At 52.2% G+C, this 23286-nt stretch carries 28 protein-coding genes; 21 read left to right on the top strand and 7 right to left on the bottom strand.

All coding sequences use genetic code 11. The annotated features are described in order from the left end of the window. Positions 1–151: 151 nt before the first annotated feature. Positions 152–961 carry a propanediol diffusion facilitator PduF gene (gene pduF / locus OGY72_RS23530; protein ID WP_003030258.1) on the bottom strand — a complete coding sequence of 270 codons (810 nt, stop codon included), beginning with the start codon at positions 959–961 and terminating at the stop codon, positions 152–154. A 525-nt stretch (positions 962–1486) separates the two neighbouring features. Here pduF and pduA point away from each other — a divergent pair. From pduA to OGY72_RS23425, 21 genes are all read left to right on the top strand, one after another. After that, a complete protein-coding gene (gene pduA, locus OGY72_RS23525; RefSeq protein WP_003030255.1) occupies positions 1487–1768 on the top strand; it encodes a propanediol utilization microcompartment protein PduA in 282 nt (93 codons plus the stop codon). Beyond that, positions 1768–2580 (top strand): propanediol utilization microcompartment protein PduB, encoded by an 813-nt coding sequence (gene pduB, locus OGY72_RS23520; protein ID WP_003834129.1) that lies wholly within the window; start codon positions 1768–1770, stop codon positions 2578–2580. The genes pduA and pduB overlap by 1 nt, the downstream gene beginning before the upstream one ends. An 18-nt stretch (positions 2581–2598) precedes the next feature. Beyond that, entirely contained in the window at positions 2599–4263 is a 1665-nt protein-coding gene (gene pduC, locus OGY72_RS23515; RefSeq protein ID WP_003030249.1) for a propanediol dehydratase large subunit PduC, read from the top strand. A gap of 10 nt (positions 4264–4273) precedes the next feature. Then, a complete protein-coding gene (gene pduD, locus OGY72_RS23510) occupies positions 4274–4948 on the top strand; it encodes a propanediol dehydratase medium subunit PduD (protein WP_003834131.1) in 675 nt (224 codons plus the stop codon). Between the two features lie 14 nt (positions 4949–4962). Beyond that, complete coding sequence (pduE, locus tag OGY72_RS23505) at positions 4963–5481, top strand: propanediol dehydratase small subunit PduE (protein ID WP_003834133.1); 519 nt, start codon at positions 4963–4965, stop codon at positions 5479–5481. Between the two features lie 15 nt (positions 5482–5496). Next, positions 5497–7329: a diol dehydratase reactivase subunit alpha gene (locus OGY72_RS23500; protein WP_286549884.1), complete on the top strand. Its 1833-nt coding sequence runs from the start codon at positions 5497–5499 to the stop codon at positions 7327–7329. Continuing rightward, positions 7319–7669 (top strand): glycerol dehydratase reactivase beta/small subunit family protein, encoded by a 351-nt coding sequence (locus OGY72_RS23495; protein WP_286549882.1) that lies wholly within the window; start codon positions 7319–7321, stop codon positions 7667–7669. Before OGY72_RS23500 ends, OGY72_RS23495 begins: the two co-directional genes overlap by 11 nt. A 19-nt stretch (positions 7670–7688) precedes the next feature. Continuing rightward, entirely contained in the window at positions 7689–7964 is a 276-nt protein-coding gene (gene pduJ / locus OGY72_RS23490) for a propanediol utilization microcompartment protein PduJ (RefSeq protein ID WP_001057752.1), read from the top strand. A 24-nt stretch (positions 7965–7988) separates the two neighbouring features. After that, entirely contained in the window at positions 7989–8453 is a 465-nt protein-coding gene (locus OGY72_RS23485) for a BMC domain-containing protein (RefSeq protein ID WP_193134170.1), read from the top strand. Continuing rightward, positions 8453–9085: a phosphate propanoyltransferase gene (locus tag OGY72_RS23480; RefSeq protein ID WP_286549875.1), complete on the top strand. Its 633-nt coding sequence runs from the start codon at positions 8453–8455 to the stop codon at positions 9083–9085. Before OGY72_RS23485 ends, OGY72_RS23480 begins: the two co-directional genes overlap by 1 nt. Continuing rightward, positions 9082–9573, top strand: coding sequence for a microcompartment protein PduM (gene pduM / locus OGY72_RS23475; protein ID WP_003834149.1), 492 nt, complete (start codon positions 9082–9084; stop codon positions 9571–9573). Before OGY72_RS23480 ends, pduM begins: the two co-directional genes overlap by 4 nt. Before the next feature lie 3 nt (positions 9574–9576). Then, positions 9577–9852, top strand: coding sequence for a EutN/CcmL family microcompartment protein (locus OGY72_RS23470; protein WP_003030211.1), 276 nt, complete (start codon positions 9577–9579; stop codon positions 9850–9852). A gap of 8 nt (positions 9853–9860) precedes the next feature. Next, a complete protein-coding gene (gene pduO, locus OGY72_RS23465; RefSeq protein ID WP_286549869.1) occupies positions 9861–10868 on the top strand; it encodes a two-domain cob(I)yrinic acid a,c-diamide adenosyltransferase PduO in 1008 nt (335 codons plus the stop codon). Next, positions 10865–12250, top strand: coding sequence for a CoA-acylating propionaldehyde dehydrogenase PduP (gene pduP / locus OGY72_RS23460; RefSeq protein WP_126317742.1), 1386 nt, complete (start codon positions 10865–10867; stop codon positions 12248–12250). The genes pduO and pduP overlap by 4 nt, the downstream gene beginning before the upstream one ends. A 10-nt stretch (positions 12251–12260) precedes the next feature. Next, entirely contained in the window at positions 12261–13373 is a 1113-nt protein-coding gene (locus OGY72_RS23455) for a 1-propanol dehydrogenase PduQ (RefSeq protein WP_286549865.1), read from the top strand. Then, positions 13370–14725 carry a cobalamin reductase PduS gene (pduS, locus tag OGY72_RS23450; protein ID WP_126317740.1) on the top strand — a complete coding sequence of 452 codons (1356 nt, stop codon included), beginning with the start codon at positions 13370–13372 and terminating at the stop codon, positions 14723–14725. Before OGY72_RS23455 ends, pduS begins: the two co-directional genes overlap by 4 nt. 2 nt (positions 14726–14727) lie before the next feature. Further along, positions 14728–15282 carry a propanediol utilization microcompartment protein PduT gene (gene pduT, locus OGY72_RS23445; RefSeq protein WP_003030201.1) on the top strand — a complete coding sequence of 185 codons (555 nt, stop codon included), beginning with the start codon at positions 14728–14730 and terminating at the stop codon, positions 15280–15282. Then, positions 15282–15632 carry a propanediol utilization microcompartment protein PduU gene (gene pduU, locus OGY72_RS23440; RefSeq protein ID WP_003834168.1) on the top strand — a complete coding sequence of 117 codons (351 nt, stop codon included), beginning with the start codon at positions 15282–15284 and terminating at the stop codon, positions 15630–15632. Before pduT ends, pduU begins: the two co-directional genes overlap by 1 nt. A 4-nt stretch (positions 15633–15636) precedes the next feature. After that, positions 15637–16089, top strand: a complete 453-nt coding sequence (gene pduV / locus OGY72_RS23435; protein WP_126317739.1) for a propanediol utilization protein PduV — start codon at positions 15637–15639, stop codon at positions 16087–16089. Beyond that, positions 16074–17288, top strand: a complete 1215-nt coding sequence (locus tag OGY72_RS23430) for an acetate/propionate family kinase (RefSeq protein WP_003834172.1) — start codon at positions 16074–16076, stop codon at positions 17286–17288. Before pduV ends, OGY72_RS23430 begins: the two co-directional genes overlap by 16 nt. Positions 17289–17380: 92 nt before the next feature. Beyond that, the gene (locus tag OGY72_RS23425; RefSeq protein WP_286549859.1) at positions 17381–18247 is read left to right on the top strand and encodes an L-threonine kinase; all 867 of its coding nucleotides are present in this window, start codon (positions 17381–17383) and stop codon (positions 18245–18247) included. Positions 18248–18287: 40 nt separating this feature from the next. Here OGY72_RS23425 and OGY72_RS23420 read toward each other — a convergent pair whose 3' ends face one another. The 6 genes from OGY72_RS23420 to phsB form a co-directional block, all read right to left on the bottom strand. Beyond that, positions 18288–18623, bottom strand: a complete 336-nt coding sequence (locus OGY72_RS23420; protein ID WP_003834176.1) for a DUF496 family protein — start codon at positions 18621–18623, stop codon at positions 18288–18290. A gap of 238 nt (positions 18624–18861) precedes the next feature. Then, positions 18862–19920 carry an FUSC family protein gene (locus OGY72_RS23415; RefSeq protein WP_198801593.1) on the bottom strand — a complete coding sequence of 353 codons (1059 nt, stop codon included), beginning with the start codon at positions 19918–19920 and terminating at the stop codon, positions 18862–18864. 107 nt (positions 19921–20027) lie between these two features. Continuing rightward, entirely contained in the window at positions 20028–20495 is a 468-nt protein-coding gene (gene sbmC / locus OGY72_RS23410) for a DNA gyrase inhibitor SbmC (protein ID WP_008785156.1), read from the bottom strand. A gap of 123 nt (positions 20496–20618) precedes the next feature. Next, on the bottom strand, positions 20619–21791 hold the full coding sequence (dacD, locus tag OGY72_RS23405; protein ID WP_286549854.1) for a serine-type D-Ala-D-Ala carboxypeptidase DacD: 1173 nt from the start codon (positions 21789–21791) through the stop codon (positions 20619–20621). Positions 21792–21930: 139 nt separating this feature from the next. After that, the gene (gene phsC / locus OGY72_RS23400; RefSeq protein WP_200921409.1) at positions 21931–22698 is read right to left on the bottom strand and encodes a thiosulfate reductase cytochrome B subunit; all 768 of its coding nucleotides are present in this window, start codon (positions 22696–22698) and stop codon (positions 21931–21933) included. Continuing rightward, on the bottom strand, positions 22695–23273 hold the full coding sequence (gene phsB / locus OGY72_RS23395) for a thiosulfate reductase electron transport protein PhsB (protein WP_003834185.1): 579 nt from the start codon (positions 23271–23273) through the stop codon (positions 22695–22697). The genes phsC and phsB overlap by 4 nt, the downstream gene beginning before the upstream one ends. Positions 23274–23286 lie beyond the last annotated feature (13 nt).

Here is a 23286-nt window from a genome sequence, read left to right as displayed (position 1 = left end):
ATTCATTTTCATCTCGCGATCCGGCGCGCTGATGAAAGTCAGCATTGAACATAACAAAAGTCTCCCATTGTTGGGAGACTTTTTAAGCCGTTCAGGAAACCGGATCACGAAAACAGTTTTTACCTTTCAATAATAAACATCTTTCGTGAAGCTAGCTCTCGTTTTCCTCCAACTTACACGAATTACACGGTAAATTTTTGCCAATAAAATAACGATAAATTGCTGCGCCCGCACAGGCGCCGATGATGGGTGCCACAATCGGCACGATGAAATAAGGGATATCGCGCCCCCCGGTCATCGCAACATCACCCCACCCGGCCATCCAGGCAAACAATTTAGGACCAAAGTCACGTGCCGGGTTCATCGCAAAGCCGGTAAGTGGACCGGTTGATGCGCCGATAACAGCAACCAGAATACCAATCAGCAGTGGTGCTAACGGGCCTTTGGGAACACCGTTACCGTCATCCGTTAGCGCCATAATCATCCCCATCAGAATGGAGGTAATCACCACTTCGACCAGTGCGGCCTGCCAGACACTCAGTGCGGCGGCAGGATACGTACTAAAAATGCTGGCAAGTTGCAGGCTTTCCAGACTGCCGCGTACCATTTGGTGGGCTGATTCATACTCAATAAATAAGCTGCCGTACAACAAATAGGCCAGCATAGCGCCACCAAAGGCACCCGCTATCTGAGCGACAGAATAAGGCAGTACTTTACGCCCCGGAAAACAGGCAAACAACCAAAGTGCGATGGTAATCGCGGGGTTGAGATGGGCCCCAGAAATCCCGGCTGTCAGGTAAACTGCAAGCGAGATCCCCAAGCCCCATATGATGCAGATCTCCCACAATCCCAAACTGGCACCCGCGACCTTCAGGGCGCTCAGGCACCCAATACCAAAAAACAAAAATAGTCCGGTACCCAAAAACTCAGCAATACATTGCGCTCTTAGTGAATCGTTCATTGTGACACCTTCTAAGCAGAGTTCGTGTCTTTACCAGCGGACTCCTTGCTGGCAGGAAGATTACTTCAAGGCTTACTATAAAAATCTGTATCGGCAAATTGTTGGCAATCTGCAAGCCACATGCCCTTAAAAATCGTGTTGTGATAGCAAATTCTTGCCATCACCTTTAATAAAGCAGGCGGTAAAACGAGGATTTACCCTATTAAAAGTACATTTTCAAAATAATAAAATATTGCGAACAGCAGAATTCCATTTTCAAACGATCATCACAATTTCATTTTTCTCGCATAGCAAATGATATTTAAACTGTCACTCGAAAAAGTGTAAATATGGAATTAACATAACCAAATAGTCACATTACTTAAACTAAAAATAACCAACAAAAACAAATTGTTATGATGACATATAGCAATTTTATCTCACCATAACCCCACTATTTTTTCACTCTTACTTTCAACTCAGCCATTCTTTTTCCTCGCTTCTTTTTATAGTCATGAAAATCGGGACAACCCAGGCGAGGTCTTTATGCAACAAGAAGCGTTAGGAATGGTAGAAACCAAAGGCTTAACTGCAGCCATAGAGGCCGCAGATGCAATGGTGAAGTCAGCCAATGTAATGCTGGTCGGCTACGAAAAAATTGGTTCGGGGCTAGTAACAGTCATTGTCCGTGGCGATGTCGGCGCAGTCAAAGCAGCAACAGATGCAGGTGCCGCCGCAGCCCGTAATGTGGGAGAAGTGAAAGCCGTACACGTCATCCCACGCCCGCATACCGATGTAGAAAAAATCTTACCGAAGGGAATTAGCTAATGAGCAGCAATGAGCTGGTTGAACAGATCATGGCGCAGGTGATTGCTCGCGTGGCAACGCCGGAACAGCAGGCTATCCCTGAAAATAATCCTCCAACACGAGAAACGGCTATGGCAGAGAAAAGCTGCAGTTTAACGGAGTTTGTCGGTACCGCGATTGGCGACACCGTCGGTCTGGTAATCGCCAACGTAGACAGCGCCCTACTGGACGCGATGAAACTTGAAAAACGGTATCGCTCCATTGGCATCCTTGGCGCCCGTACTGGCGCAGGCCCGCACATCATGGCCGCCGATGAAGCGGTAAAAGCCACCAATACTGAAGTCGTCAGTATTGAGTTACCACGTGATACCAAAGGCGGCGCAGGTCATGGTTCGCTGATTATTCTTGGCGGCAACGATGTTTCCGACGTGAAACGCGGCATTGAAGTCGCACTGAAAGAACTGGATCGCACCTTTGGCGATGTTTATGCCAACGAAGCCGGTCACATCGAAATGCAGTACACCGCACGCGCCAGCTACGCGCTGGAAAAAGCCTTTGGCGCACCGATTGGCCGTGCCTGTGGCGTTATCGTCGGCGCGCCGGCATCTGTTGGTGTCCTGATGGCCGATACGGCCCTGAAATCCGCCAACGTGGAAGTTGTGGCCTACAGCTCCCCTGCCCATGGCACCAGCTTCAGTAACGAAGCCATTCTGGTTATTTCGGGTGACTCTGGCGCTGTTCGTCAGGCCGTTATCTCCGCCCGTGAAATCGGTAAAACCGTACTCGGGACCCTCGGCTCAGAGCCGAAAAACGATCGTCCGTCCTACATCTGATATCAGTGAGGCTGATTCATGAGATCGAAAAGATTTGAAGCACTGGCGAAGCGCCCTGTGAATCAGGATGGTTTCGTTAAGGAGTGGATCGAAGAAGGCTTCATTGCGATGGAAAGCCCGAACGACCCCAAACCGTCGATTAAAATCGTCAACGGTACAGTCACTGAACTGGACGGTAAATCCGCCAGTGAATTTGACTTAATCGACCATTTCATTGCCCGCTATGGCATTAACCTAGCGCGCGCTGAAGAGGTCATGGCGATGGACTCTGTCAAACTGGCCAATATGCTTTGCGACCCTAACGTGAAGCGCAAAGACATAGTGCCGCTGACCACCGCAATGACGCCGGCAAAAATTGTCGAAGTGGTGTCCCATATGAACGTCGTTGAGATGATGATGGCGATGCAGAAAATGCGTGCTCGTCGTACACCCTCTCAACAAGCGCACGTCACTAACGTCAAAGATAACCCGGTGCAGATTGCCGCTGATGCCGCTGAAGGCGCATGGCGCGGGTTTGACGAACAGGAAACAACCGTTGCCGTTGCACGTTATGCGCCATTTAACGCCATTGCGCTGTTAGTCGGCTCGCAGGTTGGACGCCCTGGCGTATTAACCCAGTGCTCGCTGGAAGAAGCTACCGAACTTAAACTCGGCATGCTAGGCCACACCTGCTACGCGGAAACCATCTCCGTCTATGGTACTGAACCCGTCTTTACCGACGGCGATGACACTCCATGGTCGAAAGGCTTCCTCGCCTCGTCCTATGCTTCCCGTGGTCTGAAAATGCGCTTTACCTCCGGCTCTGGCTCAGAAGTTCAGATGGGTTACGCCGAAGGCAAATCAATGCTTTATCTGGAAGCCCGCTGCATTTACATCACCAAAGCTGCGGGCGTACAGGGCCTGCAAAACGGTTCAGTAAGCTGCATCGGTGTCCCTTCCGCCGTGCCGTCAGGCATTCGTGCAGTGTTGGCTGAAAACCTGATTTGTTCTTCTCTGGATCTGGAATGCGCCTCCAGCAACGACCAAACCTTTACCCACTCTGATATGCGTCGTACTGCGCGTCTGCTGATGCAGTTCCTGCCGGGTACTGACTTCATTTCTTCTGGTTATTCCGCGGTGCCGAACTACGACAACATGTTTGCGGGTTCGAACGAGGATGCTGAAGATTTTGACGACTACAACGTTCTTCAGCGCGACCTGAAAGTAGACGGTGGTCTGCGTCCGGTTCGTGAGGAAGATGTTATCGCCATTCGTAACAAAGCGGCACGTGCGCTGCAGGCCGTCTTTGCCGGGATGGGATTACCACCAATCACTGATGAAGAAGTGGAAGCTGCGACCTACGCCCACGGTTCGAAAGATATGCCGGAACGTAACATCGTTGAAGACATCAAGTTTGCACAAGAGATCATCAATAAGAACCGTAACGGTCTGGAAGTGGTGAAAGCCCTTGCTCAGGGCGGATTTACCGATGTCGCTCAGGACATGCTCAATATCCAGAAAGCCAAGTTAACCGGGGATTACCTGCATACCTCCGCCATTATCGTTGGCGACGGACAGGTGCTATCCGCTGTCAATGATGTTAACGACTATGCCGGTCCGGCAACAGGTTATCGCCTGCAGGGCGAACGCTGGGAAGAGATCAAAAACATCCCTGGCGCACTTGATCCCAACGAGCTTGGCTAAGGGGTGAAAAATGGAAATTAATGAAAAACTGCTGCGCCAGATAATTGAAGATGTGTTGTCTGAAATGCAGACCAGCGACAAACCCGTCTCTTTCCGCGCATCTACAGCGGCAAGCGCACCTCAGGCTGCGGCGACACAGGGAGATAGCTTTCTGACCGAGATTGGTGAAGCCAAACAAGGCCAGCAACAGGACGAAGTGATTATTGCCGTAGGGCCGGCGTTCGGGCTCTCGCAAACCGTCAATATCGTAGGTATCCCGCATAAGAATATCTTGCGCGAAGTGATTGCCGGTATTGAAGAAGAAGGCATTAAAGCGCGCGTTATCCGCTGCTTTAAATCCTCCGATGTGGCGTTTGTCGCCGTTGAGGGGAACCGTCTGAGCGGTTCCGGGATCTCTATCGGCATCCAGTCAAAAGGTACCACGGTTATCCACCAGCAGGGGTTACCGCCGCTTTCAAACCTGGAGCTGTTCCCTCAGGCACCGCTTCTGACGCTGGAAACCTATCGTCAGATCGGTAAAAACGCCGCGCGTTATGCCAAGCGTGAATCTCCGCAACCGGTCCCTACTTTGAATGACCAGATGGCTCGTCCTAAGTACCAGGCGAAATCAGCCATTCTGCACATTAAAGAGACCAAATACGTTGTGACAGGCAAAAACCCGCAGGAACTGCGCGTGGCGCTTTGATAAAGGATACCTCCATGAATACCGACGCAATTGAATCGATGGTTCGGGATGTGTTGAGCCGGATGAACAGCCTGCAAGGCGAGTCCGCGACTCCGCCCGCGGTGAGTTCATCAGCACATACCGCGAAAGTCACGGATTACCCTCTCGCGAATAAACATCCTGAGTGGGTAAAAACTGCGACCAACAAAACGCTGGACGACTTCACGCTTGAAAATGTTCTGAGCAACAAAGTGACCGCGCAGGACATGCGCATCACCCCTGAAACGCTGCGCCTGCAGGCGGAAATCGCCAAAGATGCCGGACGTGACAGGCTGGCGATGAACTTCGAGCGCGCAGCCGAGCTAACCGCTGTTCCTGACGATCGCATTCTTGAGATCTACAACGCGCTGCGCCCGTACCGCTCAACAAAAGATGAGCTGATGGCTATCGCCGACGATCTCGAAAATCGTTATCAGGCAAAAATCTGTGCAGCTTTCGTTCGTGAAGCGGCAGCGCTGTACGTTGAGCGTAAAAAACTCAAAGGCGACGACTAACTCAGGGACAGGATCATGCGATATATAGCTGGCATTGACATAGGCAACTCATCAACGGAAGTCGCTCTGGCTACTCTGGATGAGTCTGGCGTGCTGAGCATCACCGGCAGCGCGCTGGCAGAAACCACCGGAATTAAGGGCACATTACGTAATGTGTTTGGCATTCAGGAAGCCCTGACGCTGGCGGCAAAAAACGCCGGTATCAATGTCAGCGATATTTCGCTCATCCGTATTAACGAAGCCACCCCGGTCATTGGCGACGTGGCGATGGAAACAATAACCGAAACCATCATCACTGAATCCACCATGATCGGCCATAACCCTAAAACACCGGGCGGTGTCGGGTTAGGCGTGGGCGTCACTATTACGCCGGAAGACCTTCTCAGTCGCCCGGCGGATACGCCCTATATTCTGGTGGTGTCATCGGCATTTGATTTCGCCGATGTCGCTACGATGATTAATGCCTCCGTCCGTGCCGGATACCAGTTGACTGGCGTTATTCTGCAGCAGGACGATGGTGTGTTGGTCAGTAATCGTCTGACTCATCCCCTGCCCATCGTTGATGAAGTCCTTCATATCGACCGTATCCCGTTGGGGATGCTGGCTGCCATTGAGGTCGCTATACCAGGAAAGGTCATTGAAACCCTTTCTAACCCCTACGGCATTGCAACTGTCTTTGGCCTCAATGCCGATGAGACTAAAAACATTGTTCCGATGGCTCGGGCGCTGATCGGCAACCGTTCAGCCGTGGTGGTGAAAACGCCGTCAGGTGATGTGAAAGCACGAGCGATTCCTGCCGGAAATCTGGAGCTACAGTCTCAAGGTCGTACCGTACGGGTCGACGTTGCCGCGGGCGCCGAAGTGATTATGAAAGCGGTTGGTGAATGCCCGAAACTGGATAACGTTACCGGAGAAGCTGGCACCAATATTGGCGGCATGCTGGAGCATGTGCGCCAGACGATGGCTGAATTAACCAACAAACCCAGTCATGAAATTTTTATTCAGGATCTACTGGCGGTCGATACCTCGGTTCCCGTCAGCGTGACGGGTGGGCTTGCCGGTGAATTCTCGCTGGAACAGGCTGTCGGCATAGCCTCCATGGTGAAATCAGACCGCCTGCAAATGGCGATGATTGCCCAGGAGATCACGCAAAAGCTCAACATTGACGTCCAGGTTGGCGGCGCCGAAGCCGAAGCTGCCATTCTGGGGGCCTTAACTACTCCGGGCACAACGCGACCACTGGCAATTCTGGACCTCGGCGCGGGTTCAACCGACGCTTCTATCATCAATCCTAAGGGCGAAATTATTGCCACGCACCTGGCGGGCGCAGGCGATATGGTCACGATGATCATTGCCCGTGAACTGGGTCTGGATGACCGTTATCTCGCGGAAGAGATTAAAAAGTATCCGTTGGCGAAAGTTGAGAGCTTGTTCCACCTTCGCCACGAAGACGGCAGCGTTCAGTTCTTCCCTACGCCTCTCCCACCAACGGTTTTTGCCCGCGTCTGCGTAGTGAAACCCGATGAACTGGTGCCACTGCCGGGTGAACTGGCGCTGGAGAAAGTACGGGCCATTCGTCGAAGTGCTAAGGAGCGCGTTTTCGTTACTAACGCACTCAGAGCGTTACGTCAGGTGAGTCCTACCGGGAACATTCGGGATATCCCCTTTGTGGTGCTGGTTGGCGGCTCATCCCTTGATTTCGAAGTTCCGCAGCTGGTCACCGATGCTCTGGCGCATTATCGACTGGTTGCCGGGCGCGGCAACATTCGTGGTACCGAAGGTCCGCGCAATGCGGTTGCGACAGGACTGATTCTCTCCTGGCATAAGGCATTCGCTCATGGAAAGTAATCTCACCACGCCAGCCATCGTTATCTTCACCAATGCTGACTGCGCTGACGTCTGGAATGACGTACTGCTGGGTATTGAAGAAGAAGGGATCCCCTTTGTGATTCAGGAGAGTGGCTCAGCTGACGTTATCCACAACGCATGGTTGGCCGCCTGCCAGTCTCCATTGCTGGTCGGTATTGGCTGTAGCCGCGAAAAACTGGTCGTGCACTACAAAAACTTACCCACGTCAGCACCACTTTTTACGCTGACGTATCAACAAAATAGCCACGATCGCCGCAGCATTGGTAACAACGCTGCGCGGCTGGTTAAAGGCATTCCGTTCCGGGAATGCCACTCATAACCCACAGGAGAAAAGCAGTATGAATAACGCACTGGGACTGGTTGAAACAAAAGGGCTTGTCGGCGCTATTGAAGCCGCTGATGCCATGGTGAAATCCGCAAACGTGCAGTTGGTTGGTTACGAAAAAATCGGCTCTGGCCTTATCACCGTTATGGTTCGCGGTGATGTCGGCGCGGTGAAAGCAGCCGTAGATGCTGGAAGCGCAGCCGCAAGCGCCGTTGGTGAGGTGAAATCCTGCCACGTTATCCCGCGTCCGCACAGCGACGTTGAAGCCATTTTACCTAAATCCGCATAAGTCGTTGCAACCAAGGAGCACAGCGTGAAGCAATCACTGGGATTACTTGAAGTTAGTGGTCTGGCATTAGCCATCAGTTGCGCGGACGTCATGGCGAAAGCCGCCTCCATCACGCTGGTGGGCCTCGAAAAAACCAACGGCTCAGGCTGGACGGTGATCAAGATAATCGGGGATGTGGCCTCCGTCCAGGCGGCCATTTCCACCGGTGTCAGTTTCGCTGACCAGCGAGATGGACTGGTGGCTCACAAAGTCATTTCCAGACCCGGGGACGGGATCCTGTCGCATAGCGTTGCCCTGGAGCCTGAGCCAACGCCAGAACCCATACCAGCCGTACCGCATGAAGAGATATTTGTAGACCATGATGTACCCGAAGCCCCGCAAGATGCAGAGTTGATTAGCTGCAATTTGTGTCTTGATCCTGCCTGCCCTCGCCAAAAAGGCGAGCCGCGCACGCTTTGTCTTCACTCTGGCAAACGAGGTGAAGCGTAATGGATAAACAGCAACTGGAGACCACTGTCGCTAAGGTTCTGGATGAAATGCGCGAGCGCCCGATTCCGCTGGGGATCTCTAATCGTCATATTCATCTGTGCGCTGAAGATTACGGTCGCTTGTTTCCCAATCACCCCATTAGTGAGAAAAAAGGGCTATTGCAGCCAGGACAATATGCAGCAGAGCAGACTGTCACGCTGGTGGGGCCAAAAGGTCAGTTAAAAAATGTGCGTTTACTCGGCCCGCTGCGCAGTACCAGCCAGGTCGAAATTTCTCGTACCGACGCCCGCACGTTGGGAATTGCTGCTCCGCTGCGGATGTCGGGCAATATTCAGGGCACACCCGGTGTTCGTCTCGTCAGCCCATTTGCTGAACTGGACTTAGCATCCGGGGTGATCGTCGCCCAACGGCATATCCATATGTCGCCGCTCGATGCTCTGATTCTGCGGGTTTCCCATGGTGATAGAGTCTCGGTCGCCATTAATGGCGATGAACGTCGACTGATTTTCGATAACGTCACCGTACGCGTTTCGCCGGATATGCGCCTCGAAATGCATATCGATACAGACGAAGCCAATGCTGCAGGCGCTGATAATCCCCAAGCATTCGCCACACTGGTGACCTCACGATGAACAACGAACTGCTGCAACGCATTATCGAGGAGGTTGTTTCCCGATTAAAAAAACGCGCGGAAAGCACGCTCACTCTTAGCGTCGCGCAGTTACGGGAAATCGATTCACGGACAGTATGCTGCCAGTACTCGTCGCTCCATCTCCAGCAAGTGGATCTGCCATTACTGGAGCGAATTGCCGAAGGCTGCCCAGCCAACATGTCGGTGGGAAAGATTCACGACGCGTTGGCATGCGGAGTCCGCGTGAAAATTTCACTACAACACCGATTATTACCCGCAATCCCCGTGAAAAAACTCGCACGTCTACCGCTGGAGTTCAATGACGAACGGGGACGAATCATCTTTTTGCATCCTGAGAAGCTTCTCAGCTATGCCGACGTCGCCCAATTAAGGGATGGCGTACTGGTGTTGCGCCGTCGGTGTGTCGTGACGGCTCTGGCTCAGGAAGCAGTCAGTCTGCGAAATGTCCAACTAATTAAGCAGGAGTGAGCTATGCATCTGGCACGGGTTACAGGCGTTGTGGTTTCCACGCAAAAATCCCCATCACTGGTGGGAAAAAAACTGTTGCTGGTACGTCGGGTAAGTGCTGACGGAGAGCTTCCTGCGTCCCCTGTGAGTGGAGATGAAGTCGCTGTTGATTCTGTCGGCGCGGGAACTGGCGAACTGGTATTACTCAGCAGCGGCTCCAGCGCCAGACACGTTTTTTCTGGCCCTAATGAGGCCATCGATCTGGCTATCGTCGGCATTGTCGACACGCTTTCTCGTTAGGAGGAACTATGGCGATTTATACCCGCACTGGTGATGCCGGAACAACAGCCCTCTTTACCGGACAGCGCGTGAGCAAAACGCATCCGCGCGTGGAAGCCTACGGTACGCTGGACGAACTGAATGCGGCGCTTAGCCTGTGTGTTTGCGCGGCGAAAAACCCGCAGCACCGGCAGTTACTTGAAAATATCCAGCTGCAGCTTTTTTGGTTCAGCGCCGAACTGGCAAGCGAAAGCGAAGAACCAACGCCAGAGCAGCGCTACATCAGCTCGGAAGAAATTGCGGCACTGGAAGCTGCTATCGATACCGCAATGGGAAGAGTACCGCCGCTGCGCAGCTTTATTTTACCTGGCCGCAGCGAAGCCGCCAGCCGACTGCACTTTGCCCGTACGCTGGCACGCCGCGCAGAGAGACGACTGGTCGAGCTCTCCACCGGGATCTCCGTCAGACACGTGCTGATGCGTTATATCAACCGCCTGTCCGACTGCTTATATGCGCTTGCACGAGCAGAAGATCATGACGCCCATCAAAACGACATCATTCAGAAAGTGGCTGAGCGCTATCTCGCTGCCGTTCAAGCACCAGCCACAAAGGAGCCGACTATGTCTCTGTCTTTTCAGGAGCTCCACCAACTCACTCGCGCTGCGGTGACGAGAGCAGAAGAACTTCAGGTTCCGGTCGTCATTAGCATTGTTGATGCGTACGGGACCCAAACGGTGGCATGGCGCATGCCTGACGCATTACTCGTGAGTAGCGAACTGGCACCGAAAAAAGCCTGGACTGCCGTGGCGATGAAAACCGCCACGCATGAGCTGACATCGGCAGTACAACCAGGCGCCGCGCTTTACGGTCTGGAAAGCCATATGCAGGGAAAAGTCGTCACCTTTGGTGGCGGGTACGCATTATGGCGTGAGGGTTTACTCCTCGGGGGTCTTGGCATCAGCGGAGGAAGCGTTGAACAGGATATGGACATTGCAGAAACGGCCATTGCGGCGATTAACGTGAGAACACATCAATGAATACTTCAGAACTTGAAACCCTTATTCGTAACATTTTGAGTGAACAACTCGCCCCGGCAAAAGCAGAAGTTCAGGGTAACGGTATTTTTCCGTCCGTTGACGAAGCTATCGATGCAGCGCATCAGGCTTTTCTGCGTTACCAGCAATGTCCATTGAAAACCCGCAGCGCCATCATAAACGCCCTACGCGAAGAACTGACGCCTCATCTTGCTTCACTGGCCGCTGAGAGCGCTGCCGAAACGGGGATGGGCAACAAAGAGGATAAGTTCCTTAAAAATAAAGCCGCGCTGGACAACACTCCAGGTATCGAAGATCTCACCACCACGGCGTTAACCGGCGACGGCGGCATGGTGTTATTCGAGTATTCACCGTTTGGCGTGATTGGCTCTGTCGCCCCCAGTACTAACCCGACAGAGACCATTATTAACAACAGCATCAGCATGCTGGCGGCAGGGAATAGCGTTTATTTCAGTCCGCATCCGGGTGCTAAAAAGGTTTCACTCAAGCTGATTGCCATGATTGAAGATATTGCTTTCCGTTGCTGCGGAATTCGTAATCTTGTCGTCACGGTCACAGAACCCACTTTTGAAGCTACCCAGCAGATGATGGCGCACCCTAAAATCGCAGTTCTGGCGATTACCGGTGGCCCAGGCATTGTTGCTATGGGCATGAAAAGCGGGAAAAAAGTCATCGGCGCAGGCGCAGGAAATCCACCCTGCATTGTTGATGAAACGGCCGACCTGGTTAAGGCGGCGGAAGATATCATCAATGGCGCATCCTTTGATTACAACCTCCCCTGCATTGCTGAGAAGAGCCTGATTGTTGTTGATGCCGTTGCCGAACGACTGGTTCAACAGATGCAGTCTTTTGGTGCGATGCTTCTCAATAGCGAAGAGGTAGACAAACTGCGCGCTGTCTGTCTACCAGAAGGCATAGCCAATAAAAAACTGGTGGGTAAAAGCCCGGCAACCTTACTGGAAGCAGCAGGAATACCGGTTCCGGTAAAAGCACCTCGATTACTGATAGGCATCGTCAAGGCTGATGACCCGTGGGTTACCAGCGAGCAATTAATGCCAATGCTCCCCGTCGTAACGGTGAGCGATTTTGACAGTGCATTAACGTTGGCCCTGGAGGTTGAAGAGGGATTGCATCACACCGCCATTATGCATTCGCAAAATGTGTCACGTTTGAACCTTGCCGCGCGCACGCTTCAGACCTCCATCTTTGTGAAAAATGGCCCCTCTTACGCCGGGATTGGCGTTGGTGGTGAAGGCTTTACCACCTTCACTATTGCGACGCCAACCGGTGAAGGAACAACATCTGCGCGCACTTTCGCACGCTCTCGTCGTTGCGTGCTGACAAACGGTTTTTCTATTCGCTAATGGGGCCGTTATGAATAGCTTTTCACTGCAAACTCGATTGTACAGCGGCCAGGGAAGTCTGGATGTGCTCAAGCGTTTCACGAATAAGCATATCTGGATTATTTGCGATGCTTTTCTCGCGCGTTCTCTCCTGATTGAAAAGCTGCGCAACGCTCTGCCAGCGGATAACCGCATCAGCATTTTCAGCGATATCACCCCCGATCCCACCATCGGTACGGTAGTTCAAGGGATTGCACAAATGCAGTCCCTGCGACCGGACGTCGTGATGGGTTTTGGTGGCGGCTCAGCACTGGACGCCGCAAAAGCCATCGTCTGGTTCAGCCGACAGTTCGGTATTGAAATTGAAACCTGTGTCGCAATTCCCACCACCAGCGGCACAGGCTCTGAAGTAACCAGCGCCTGCGTGATTAGCGATCCGGATAAAGGCATTAAATACCCATTGTTCAATAATGCGCTTTACCCGGACATGGCCATCCTTGATCCAACGTTGGTCGTCAGCGTACCACCTGCCATCACCGCGAATACCGGCATGGACGTGTTAACGCATGCACTGGAGGTTTACGTATCCACGAAGGCCAGTGACTTCACCGATGCACTGGCTGAAAAAGCGGCTCAAATCGTCTTCCAGTACCTGCCTGTCGCCGTCAGCAAAGGCGACTGTCTGGCAACCAGGGGGAAAATGCACAATGCGTCAACGCTCGCGGGAATGGCATTTAGTCAGGCTGGACTGGGGATCAATCATGCGATTGCCCATCAGTTGGGTGGTCAGTTTCATCTGCCGCATGGACTTGCCAATGCGCTGCTGCTGACCCATGTCATTCATTTTAATGCCCGCGATCCGCGGGCTGCGAAGCGCTATGCCCGTTTTGCTAAAGCCTGCCATTTATGCCCGGATAACGCGAACGATACAGCGGCATTGAATGCGCTCATCCATCACATCGAGCTACTCAAAAAACAGTGTGCGTTGCCTTCTTTTGTTGACGCGCTTAAAGACGGAAAGCAAGTCTGGTCACAACGTATCCCGTCGATGGTTCAGGCCGCGCTGGCTGACGTCACGCTGCAAACCAATCCTCGTGTTGCCGACGCCAGTGCCATGCAGGAACTGCTTGAGGAATTATTATGAAGACAGCCATGACGGCAGAGTCCACGCTCTATGATGCGCAGACCATTCGTGAACGCGTTCGCGCAGCGGGTGTTGTCGGAGCCGGAGGCGCAGGCTTTCCTGCTCACGTAAAATTACAGGCGCAGGTCGATACCTTTCTGGTCAATGCGGCTGAATGTGAGCCAATGCTGAAAGTTGACCAGCAGTTGATGGCCGTCCAGGCTGAGCGACTTATCCGCGGCGTTCAATATGCCATGACGGCTACCGGAGCCAGTGCCGGAATTATTGCACTCAAAGAGAAATACCAGAAGGCTATCAATGCATTAACGCCCCTTCTGCCTACCGGGATCCGCTTACATATTTTGCCTGATGTCTACCCGGCTGGTGACGAGGTTCTGACCATCTGGATGGCAACAGGTCGGAGAGTTCCGCCTGCCGCGCTGCCGGTCAGCGTCGGCGTGGTGGTCAATAACGTCCAGACCGTGCTCAACATCGCCAGAGCAGTTGAGCAGCAGTACCCCGTTACGCGTCGTACCCTGACCGTTAACGGCGCAGTCGCCAGTCCTATCACACTCACAGTCCCTATCGGAATGTCTTTACGTGACGTTCTGGCGCTGGCCGGGGGTGCAACCGTTGACGATCCCGGCTTTATTAACGGTGGTCCGATGATGGGCGGCCTGATTACTTCACTGGATACCCCTGTCAGCAAGACCACCGGGGGCCTGCTGGTTTTGCCTAAGTCTCATGCGTTGATTCAGCGGCGGATGCAGGATGAACGCACCGTGCTTTCTGTAGCAAAAACCGTTTGCGAGCAGTGCCGTTTGTGTACGGATTTGTGCCCGAGGCATTTGATCGGTCATGAATTATCCCCGCATCTGCTGGTTCGTGCGGTTAATTATCAGCAGGCGGCCACACCGCAACTGCTGCTCACGGCCCTGACCTGCTCAGAATGCAATGTGTGTGAAAGCGTAGCCTGTCCGGTTGGGATTTCACCGATGCGCATCAACCGTATGCTTAAACGTGAATTGCGGGCGCTCAACCATCGTTATGAAGGGCCGCTAAATCCTGAGGATGAAATGGCGAAGTACCGGCTGATCCCAGTTAAACGCCTTATTACTAAACTGGGTCTTAGCGACTGGTATCACGATGCGCCACTGGCTGAAACTGATTATTCCACAGATAAAACGACGCTGTTGTTACGCCAGCATATAGGTGCCAGCGCCATCCCATGTGTAGAACAAGGCGAACGCGTTGTTCGCGGTCAATGTGTTGCCGATGTGCCCTCCGGTGCATTAGGCGCGCCTGTTCACGCCAGTATTGACGGTATTGTCAGCGAAATCACTGAGCAATCCATCACGGTAATTAGAGGTTAATCATGTCTCAGGCTATAGGGATTTTAGAACTCACCAGCATTGCCAAAGGAATGGAAGCTGGCGATGCCATGTTAAAAAGCGCGAATGTGAATTTACTGGTCAGCAAGACCATCTGCCCGGGAAAATTTCTACTCATGCTCGGTGGTGACGTAGGTGCCGTACAACAGGCGATTGCCACTGGAACATCTCTTGCAGGCGATATGCTCGTTGACAGTCTGGTACTCCCCAACATTCATGCCAGCGTACTCCCCGCAATCAGCGGACTAAACAGCGTGGATAAGCGTCAGGCTGTTGGTATTGTCGAAACATGGAGCGTTGCTGCCTGCATCTGCGCCGCCGACCGGGCGGTTAAAGCCTCCAACGTCACGCTGGTACGCGTCCATATGGCATTTGGTATTGGCGGCAAGTGCTACATGGTCGTTGCTGGCGATGTATCCGATGTGAATAACGCGGTGACGGTTGCCAGTGAAAGTGCGGGTGAAAAAGGCCTGCTGGTTTACCGCTCGGTCATACCCCGCCCGCATGAAAGCATGTGGCGACAAATGGTGGAGGGATAATGGAAAGACAACCCACCACGGATCGAATGATTCAGGAATATGTACCTGGCAAACAGGTCACGCTGGCGCATCTTATTGCTAATCCAGGTAAAGATTTGTTCAAGAAACTGGGATTACCCGATTCGCTTTCCGCAATCGGTATTCTGACCATTACCCCCAGCGAAGCCTCAATCATCGCCTGTGATATCGCCACGAAATCCGGGGCGGTAGAGATTGGTTTTCTCGACCGGTTTACCGGCGCGGTGGTACTGACGGGTGATGTTTCTGCCGTTGAGTACGCACTGAAACAGGTAACCCGAACGCTGGGCGAAATGATGCGTTTTACCGCGTGTCCCATCACCCGGACGTAATCTCATGAAACGTATCATGCTAATTGGCCCCAGCCAGTGCGGTAAAACGTCGCTCACGCAGTGCATGCGGGGAGAGGCACTTCACTATCAGAAGACCCAGGCCATAGTCTGGTCTCCTACGACAATAGACACGCCGGGTGAATATCTTGAGAACCGCTGCCTGTACAGTGCGCTGCTGGCCAGCGCCTGTGAAGCAGACATTATTGCGCTGGTACTCAATGCTGACGCGCCGTGGTCACCATTTTCTCCCGGTTTTACCGGACCAATGAACCGACCCGTTATTGGCCTCGTTACCAAAGCCGATTTAGCCAACCCGCAGCGTATTTCTCTTGCGGAGAGTTGGTTAGTTCAGGCTGGTGCGCAAAAAGTATTTGTCACCAGCGCGCTGGAGAATACCGGGGTCGATGAGATGTTCATTTTTCTGAATGCAAAGGAACCTTCATGTCTCACAAAATAATGGCCATTAATGCAGGTAGTTCCTCGCTTAAATTTCAACTACTGGCGATGCCGCAGGGTGAAATGATCTGTCAGGGGTTGATTGAACGTATCGGTTTGTCTGATGCACAGGTCACCCTAAAAACGCCAGCGCAGAAATGGCAGGAGACTTTGCCCGTAGCCGATCACCGTGAAGCCGTAACGTTGCTCCTGGAAAAACTGCTCAACCACCACATTATCAGCAGTCTGGATGAGATCGACGGCGTGGGCCATCGCGTCGCGCACGGCGGGGAATCCTTTAAAGACTCAGCGCTGGTAACTGATGAAACGCTGGCAGAAATCGAGCGCCTCGCGGAACTGGCTCCTCTGCATAACCCGGTCAATGCGCTGGGGATCGCGGTATTCCGCCAGCTATTGCCCAAAACGCCAGCCGTTGCGGTGTTCGACACCGCCTTTCATCAAACGCTTGATGAGCCTTCTTTCATCTATCCCCTGCCCTGGCGTTACTATGCAGAGTTGGGTATTCGTCGCTATGGTTTTCATGGTACCAGCCACAAATACGTTAGCTCACAGCTTGCTGAAAAACTGGGTGTACCACTCAGCGCCCTGCGCGTTGTTTGTTGTCATCTGGGCAACGGCAGCAGCATCTGCGCCATCAAAGGCGGACAATCGGTGAATACGTCAATGGGCTTTACGCCGCAGTCTGGCGTGATGATGGGCACGCGAAGTGGCGATATCGATCCGTCCATTTTACCGTGGATTGCCCTGCGAGAAGGCAAAACACCGCAGCAGCTCAACCAATTGCTCAACAATGAGTCCGGATTGCTCGGTGTTTCTGGTATCTCACCTGACTATCGCGACGTTGAACATGCCGCAGATACGGGCAATCACCAGGCTGCGCTGGCGTTGACGCTTTTTGCTGAGCGCATTCGTGCCACCATTGGTAGCTATATTATGCAGATGGGCGGTCTGGATGCCCTGGTGTTTACCGGTGGTATTGGCGAAAACTCCGCACGGGCGCGCGCTGCGATCTGTCGTAATCTGAATTTCCTGGGTCTGGCCGTTGATGAGGAAAAAAATCAGCGTAATGCCACCTTCATTCAGACTGAAAATGCGATGGTCAAAGTGGCGGTGATTAATACCAATGAAGAGCTGATGATTGCGCAAGACGTTATGCGTTTAGCGATATCTGAAACTGTGACATTGGGCATTCCTGCATAATACTGCCGCACCGCAAATTGCGGCAAATCATGGTAATAGCGCGATCGCCATGACACTATGCGCCGAGGATTGCTGATCACATAGGTGAAGACGTGGCTGTTGCGCAATGTCCCGCATCGTGCGGAGAACTTATCCAGGGCTGGATTCTGGGCAGTGAGAAATTGGTCTCCTGCCCGGTTGAATGGTATAGCACCGTTGAGGTCACTTCAGGTTCACCGCTGACAGATGAACGCCCACTTTCGCGGGCGATGGTTGAGAGGTTATTGCTGCACTGGCAATACCCGGCACACATGAGTCAGGATATCCGAATTGATGTCCAGTCAACCATTCCTGTCGCTAAAGGGATGGCCAGCAGCACAGCGGATATCGCCGCCACGGCAATCGCCACGGCGCAGTATCTGGGGCATCAGCTAGACGAATCCACTCTGGCGCAGCTTTGCGTTTCGCTGGAACCTACCGACAGCACCGTTTTCCGCCAGCTTACGCTGTTCGATCATAACGACGCCTCCGCGCAAATTGCCTGTGAAGCCCAGCCTCAACTCGATCTGCTGGTTCTCGAAAGTCCGGAAACCTTGCTTACTGCTGATTATCACCGTACTCCACGCCAGTCAGGATTACTGGCAGGCGCTCCAGCGCTGAAACGCGCATGGGAAAAGGTACAGGAAGCCTGTATCAGTCAAAATCCCTATCGGATGGGTGAAGCCGCCACGCTGAGCGCGATCGCCAGCCAGTTGCTGTTACCTAAACCAAATTTTGATTCACTTTTAGCGCTGGTAGAAGAATGTGATTTATACGGTGTCAACGTTGCGCACAGTGGCAGCGTAGTCGGTCTGATGCTCGACAGAAAGCGTCATGATGTGGACTACATTAAATGGATGCTGACGCAGAAAAAATTGACGGAGCACTGGCCGGAACAGCATTTGTTGCGGATGGTAACTGGCGGGGTCGAACTGCAATAAGGGCCGCCGCTAAGCAGCGACCCGAACAAGCATAAAATCGTTACTCGGCTTTCGCTTCGCCGTTTTTCACTTCGCCCATCGCTTTCAGCTTTTTAGAGATGTCGCGGCGCTCTTTAGAGATCTCAGCGTTTTTGATGATGTAATCATCAACACGATCTTCATAATCGCTTTTCATGCTGGCGATAATGCCCTGAATCGCTTCCACGCTCATTCCAGGCTTGATGTAGTCACTCAGGTTGTCCAGCAGCAGAACACGTTTCTGGTTGTCACGGATCTTTTTCTCAACGTCCTGGATTTCACGTTGCAGTTTGTTTTTACGACGGAACAGACGAACAAATTCCAGCACGTCCTGGAAAGAAGGCTTGGTAGTTTCCATTTTTACACCCCTGATAATGTGAGATTCGGATTCGTTAAAACAACGGCTAAAGTGGGTCAACATTACTTTCATGCCCGCCATACTTCAAGTTGCATCTGCATCGACCATGCATGGTTGAAACCTGAATTATCGAGGGTAAAGCCATTGCAGTTACCAATGGTTTTAGCCTTTTTCAGTATCATACCTCTAATCGTTGCTGAATCGAAGCAGCAGTAGAACCAATCCCCTCATCTGCTCTTTATTTGCGCAGCGCGCGACAGATCAAATGAGAGAGCAACTCCAGCTGTCGCGCCATTTCCATATTTAGCCAAACGTAGCCGTGAATGGGCGTTTCAGCGACATTATCGCCCTTATGCTCAGCAATAAGCTGACGTAACTCCACCACGGTGTCATTGAGTTTTTCCGTATTGGCAAGCACCGGTTGTGGATTACCTTCATACAATGCGTGGGTTATCGTCAGTAGCGCCTGTTGTGTCCTGAGCTGTGTTTCACGCAAAGTGTGCGCATTCAACATGACAAAGTGGCTGGTACGGCTGGCCCAAAGCGCATTGATTTGCAGCTCAAGCATGCAGACCAGGTTACGATTAACCGTTTGAATAGCTTCAAAGATTGATTTTTGAATGTGGGTTTCCTTGCTGGCGGGGACGATGAGCCCACGCATTTTGACAACATCGCTTAAAAGCTGTTGTAAATGCTTCTCCAGTCGCGGTTGCTCCAGCAGGTTGGGAGATAGCGCAGCCTGATACACCCGATTGTACCCCGTTACGCAATGCGCCAGCTGAATTCGCCAGTGTATAAATGCCCGCTGCGGCCAGATACCGGTAAACAGCATTGCCAGTAATGAACCCAGAATAACATCGCCACCGCGCCATAACGCTGTGTTCATATCTCCAGCGGGGGCACCCACAACGACCGCAAGCGTTATACCAATCAGCAACGCCTGATACGGCTTTTTACCCAGTGCCAGCCAGCCGCAGAGAAACATCGCCACCGCGCACCATATCAGCATTAGCGGAAGTGAAAAGAGCTCCAGACGAAGAGCCACCAGCCCAAGTACCGAGCCCAGAATTGTCCCGCCAATACGCTCAAACGCTCTGGGGACAACGTTCCCCCAAAAGGAAATAGGCCCCATAATTACCACCAACGTAATCAGAGGCCATGTACCTTCAGGAATGTTCAACAGGCGAACCAACAGAAAAGTAAAAAGAAACGCCAGCGCAATGCGAACACCATGCACCACACGATAATGACGATACAAACGAATTTCAAAAGGACTCAGTGACTTATCTGCACGCACTCATGCACTCCGTCAGGGAATTGCAAAGAACAGAATTGTACCTGTTTTTTGAGTGAAAACATCACCCTGATGACCAGGACATTCATCCTGATTTACACCAAAAACAGTTACTTCGACTGTACCGGCACGTACATTTCAATGTCCCAGTAGCCGTCCTCCATGCCATTGTTCATATAAACTTCAAAGCAAGGTTTAGCGGCTATCGCATACGTCGAATCCTGCAGCAGGCGCTCAAAGAACTGATACCACGGCGTCGCGAAGTCATGATTTTCAACGCGCGCAACGGCGATAGCATAGTCGCCCCCCGCCAGTTCGGTCTGGATCACCCCTTCGCTGTTTTCTGGGATCTCAAAACCTTCAGGCACAGACACCACGGTATCACAACGAAGTTTTTCCGCCGGAACAACGTCAGGATTGTCGTAATAAACAGCTATCCATTCCAGCGGTACGATCTGCTTACCGTCGACCCACATCATTAACTGCTCGAAACCCTGCTTTACCGTTTGTTCCCACGGTCCAACCATATGGAAACCGGCAATTATGCGTTTCTCAACCTGCTTTATCTCGTACTCCATATAACCTCCGTTATTACACTGTATTTATATACAGTGTAATTTTTAGGTATGACGGCCACAAGGAATCAGTGATTATTATGTGAGCATATTCGCACTCTTGCCAGTCAGGCACATCAGGAAAAACTACGCCTTGTGGTGGAAGTAATCGCTCAAACGCGAGAAGACACCGCCTTCGTTGACAGACTCCAGCGTAACCAGAGGCCAGTGCGCCACCAGTTTATCCCGATCGTAGAGTTCAATTTCCCCCACACGTTGATGGGCAGCAATGGGGGCAACCAGTTCTTTCTTATCAAGAACATATTTTGCCTTGATATTAGCGACTTCGGCTTTAGGCATGGCCATCCAGAAATCCTGCTCTGTGCCAAGGCTAATTTTTTCTTTATCGCCATACCAGATCCGTTCAATACCGACCTGCTTACCGCTACGTAAAACCTGCACGGTATCGAAGTTCTGTTGTCCCCATTGCAGCAGTTTTCGCGCCTGGTCTTCACGCCCTTTCGCACTCTCCGCCCCCATCACAACCGCAATCAGGCGGCGCTGCCCATCAACGGCAGAAGCAATCAGGTTGAATCCAGCGCCGGAGGTATGTCCTGTCTTCAGACCATCGACGTTCATGGTTTTATCCCACAACAAACCGTTACGGTTTTGCTGCGTAATTCCGTTCCAGGTAAGGCTTTTTTCACTGTACATATGGTAGAAATCCGGCTCTCCATGGATGATAGCTCTCGACAGCACAGCCAGATCGTAAGCTGAGCTATGCTGACCTGGCGCATCCAGACCATGTACCGTTTCAAAATGCGTGTCCCGCAGGTTCAGCTTTTGCACATAGTTGTTCATCATCGCGACAAACTGCGGCTGCCCTCCGGCGATGTAATCCGCCAGCGCCACACAGGCATCATTACCGGAATCAACAATTAACCCGCGACTCAGATCGCGCACAGAAACGCGATCCCCTTCTTTCAGGAACATTAAGGATGAACCGACGAATACCGGATTATCTTTCGCCCAGGCATCTCGTCCTACAGTGACAATATCTGTCGGACTAATACGCTTGCTGTCGATTGCGCGATCGACAACATAGCCGGTCATCAGCTTGGTCAGGCTGGCAGGGTTGCGCTGCTGGTGTTCATTTCCGGCTGTCAGGATTTGGCCCGTGGTGTAATCCATTAATACCCACGCCCCGGCATTAATTGCTGGAGGCTGTGGAGCGAAACTGGCGACGTCGGTCGCATACGCGGGCGAAAAAATCATCGCAAATAGTGAAGCGGCAATAAACAAACGGCGTTTCAACAGCATGTCCTCAGGAAATGGAGAAATAGCCGTTCTTTTTACGGAAGTTCTGGCGAACAAACATGGATAAATTGCAAGAAAATGTGACATAAGGCACATTTTCTTGCTGTAAGGATAGGATTTCAGATATCAACCACGTCTGGTGTTACCCTTTGCGCGGTGCTGTCTCTGCGTGATGGCTGCGATGACGATGATAGCCATCTATCATGCTGCGGAAAATCTGCCCCGGAGTGTCACCCAGCGTGCACAGGTAAATATGTGCACAGATGAACAGTAAGCCGACAATCGCCAACACCATATGCAGCACCAGCATCACAGGCCCAGCCCCTACCACCTGCGGGTAGAGGCATAACAACCCGGTGATGATTAGCAGCGGAACCAGCGCATACATGATGGCCAGATAAGCCAGCTGTTGTAGCGGGTTAAATTTACTCTCTGCCGTTGCGGCAAACGGGTGCGGCTCACCTTTCATGATGCCATACAGATAAAATCGCGTTTGCAACAAGCAGCGTGATATCAACCCGTTAAACTTCACCCGATAATGACAACCGTTGCCGCTGGTTGCGTTGATTAGCACAAAACCAACCCAGAAGGCCAACAAGGCGAAGCCGCACCAGGTATGTACCTGCACCATCAATGCCACCGGTCCGACAGAGAAGTGCCCAAACAGGCCGCTCAGCAAAAGCAGGATAAAAAGCAGCGCATTACCCCAGTGCCAGCGGCGAACTGCCAGCGAATAGAGGTAATCCCGGTGTTCTTCTCCGGTTGCCGTTTTGGGTGCCAGCATCCGACGTAATAGCGCGTGCATAACCAGGCCCGCAATCATCAGCACAATAACAACGCCTGCATAAATGAGCCACAGCGGCCAGTAGTCCGGCGCATAGTTAAGCTCTGCTCCCCAGATAGAATTCATGCTTTACCCTCCTGATGGATCTCTTTACGCCGATAAACACTCACCGGGCCGCTACGCGTATCCTGCTGGCGATAAACCTCTTTTTGATTTATCCAGTGCTGAATTTCCGGGTCGTCGCGACGACCAAATTTCAGCGCATCCGTCGGACAAACGGAAACACAGGCGGGCGATTGACCGCTCTCGAGTCGGGTATCTGCACAGAAGTTACATTTGTCGGCAATTCCCGTTTGCGGATTGAGATAACGGACATGGAACGGACAAGCGGCAACGCAGTAGTCGCAGCCAATACAGCGAGACTTATCCACTTGTACAATGCCATTTTCGTCGCGAAATGACGCACCGGTCGGACAAACGCTGACACACGGCGCATCTTCACAATGCTGACAGGAAACGCGAACAAACTGGAAGTGGGACAGCACCTCGGGTTCATGTTCGGGTGAACGGATCTGCACCTGTAAGCGGCTAAATCCCTCTGGCACATCATTCAAAACTTTGCAGGCAACCGTACATGCCTGACAGCCGATACAGCGTTTCTCGTCATGCAGCATGACATAAGGGTTTGTAGATTGATTCATGATGTTCTCCTTT

The sequence above is a fragment of the Citrobacter sp. Cpo221 genome, assembly GCF_030332345.1.
In the GTDB taxonomy this organism is placed as follows: Bacteria; Pseudomonadota; Gammaproteobacteria; order Enterobacterales; family Enterobacteriaceae; genus Citrobacter; species Citrobacter portucalensis.
Note: the sequence above shows the minus strand (reverse complement) of the source record. Positions and strands in the feature narration are given on the sequence as shown.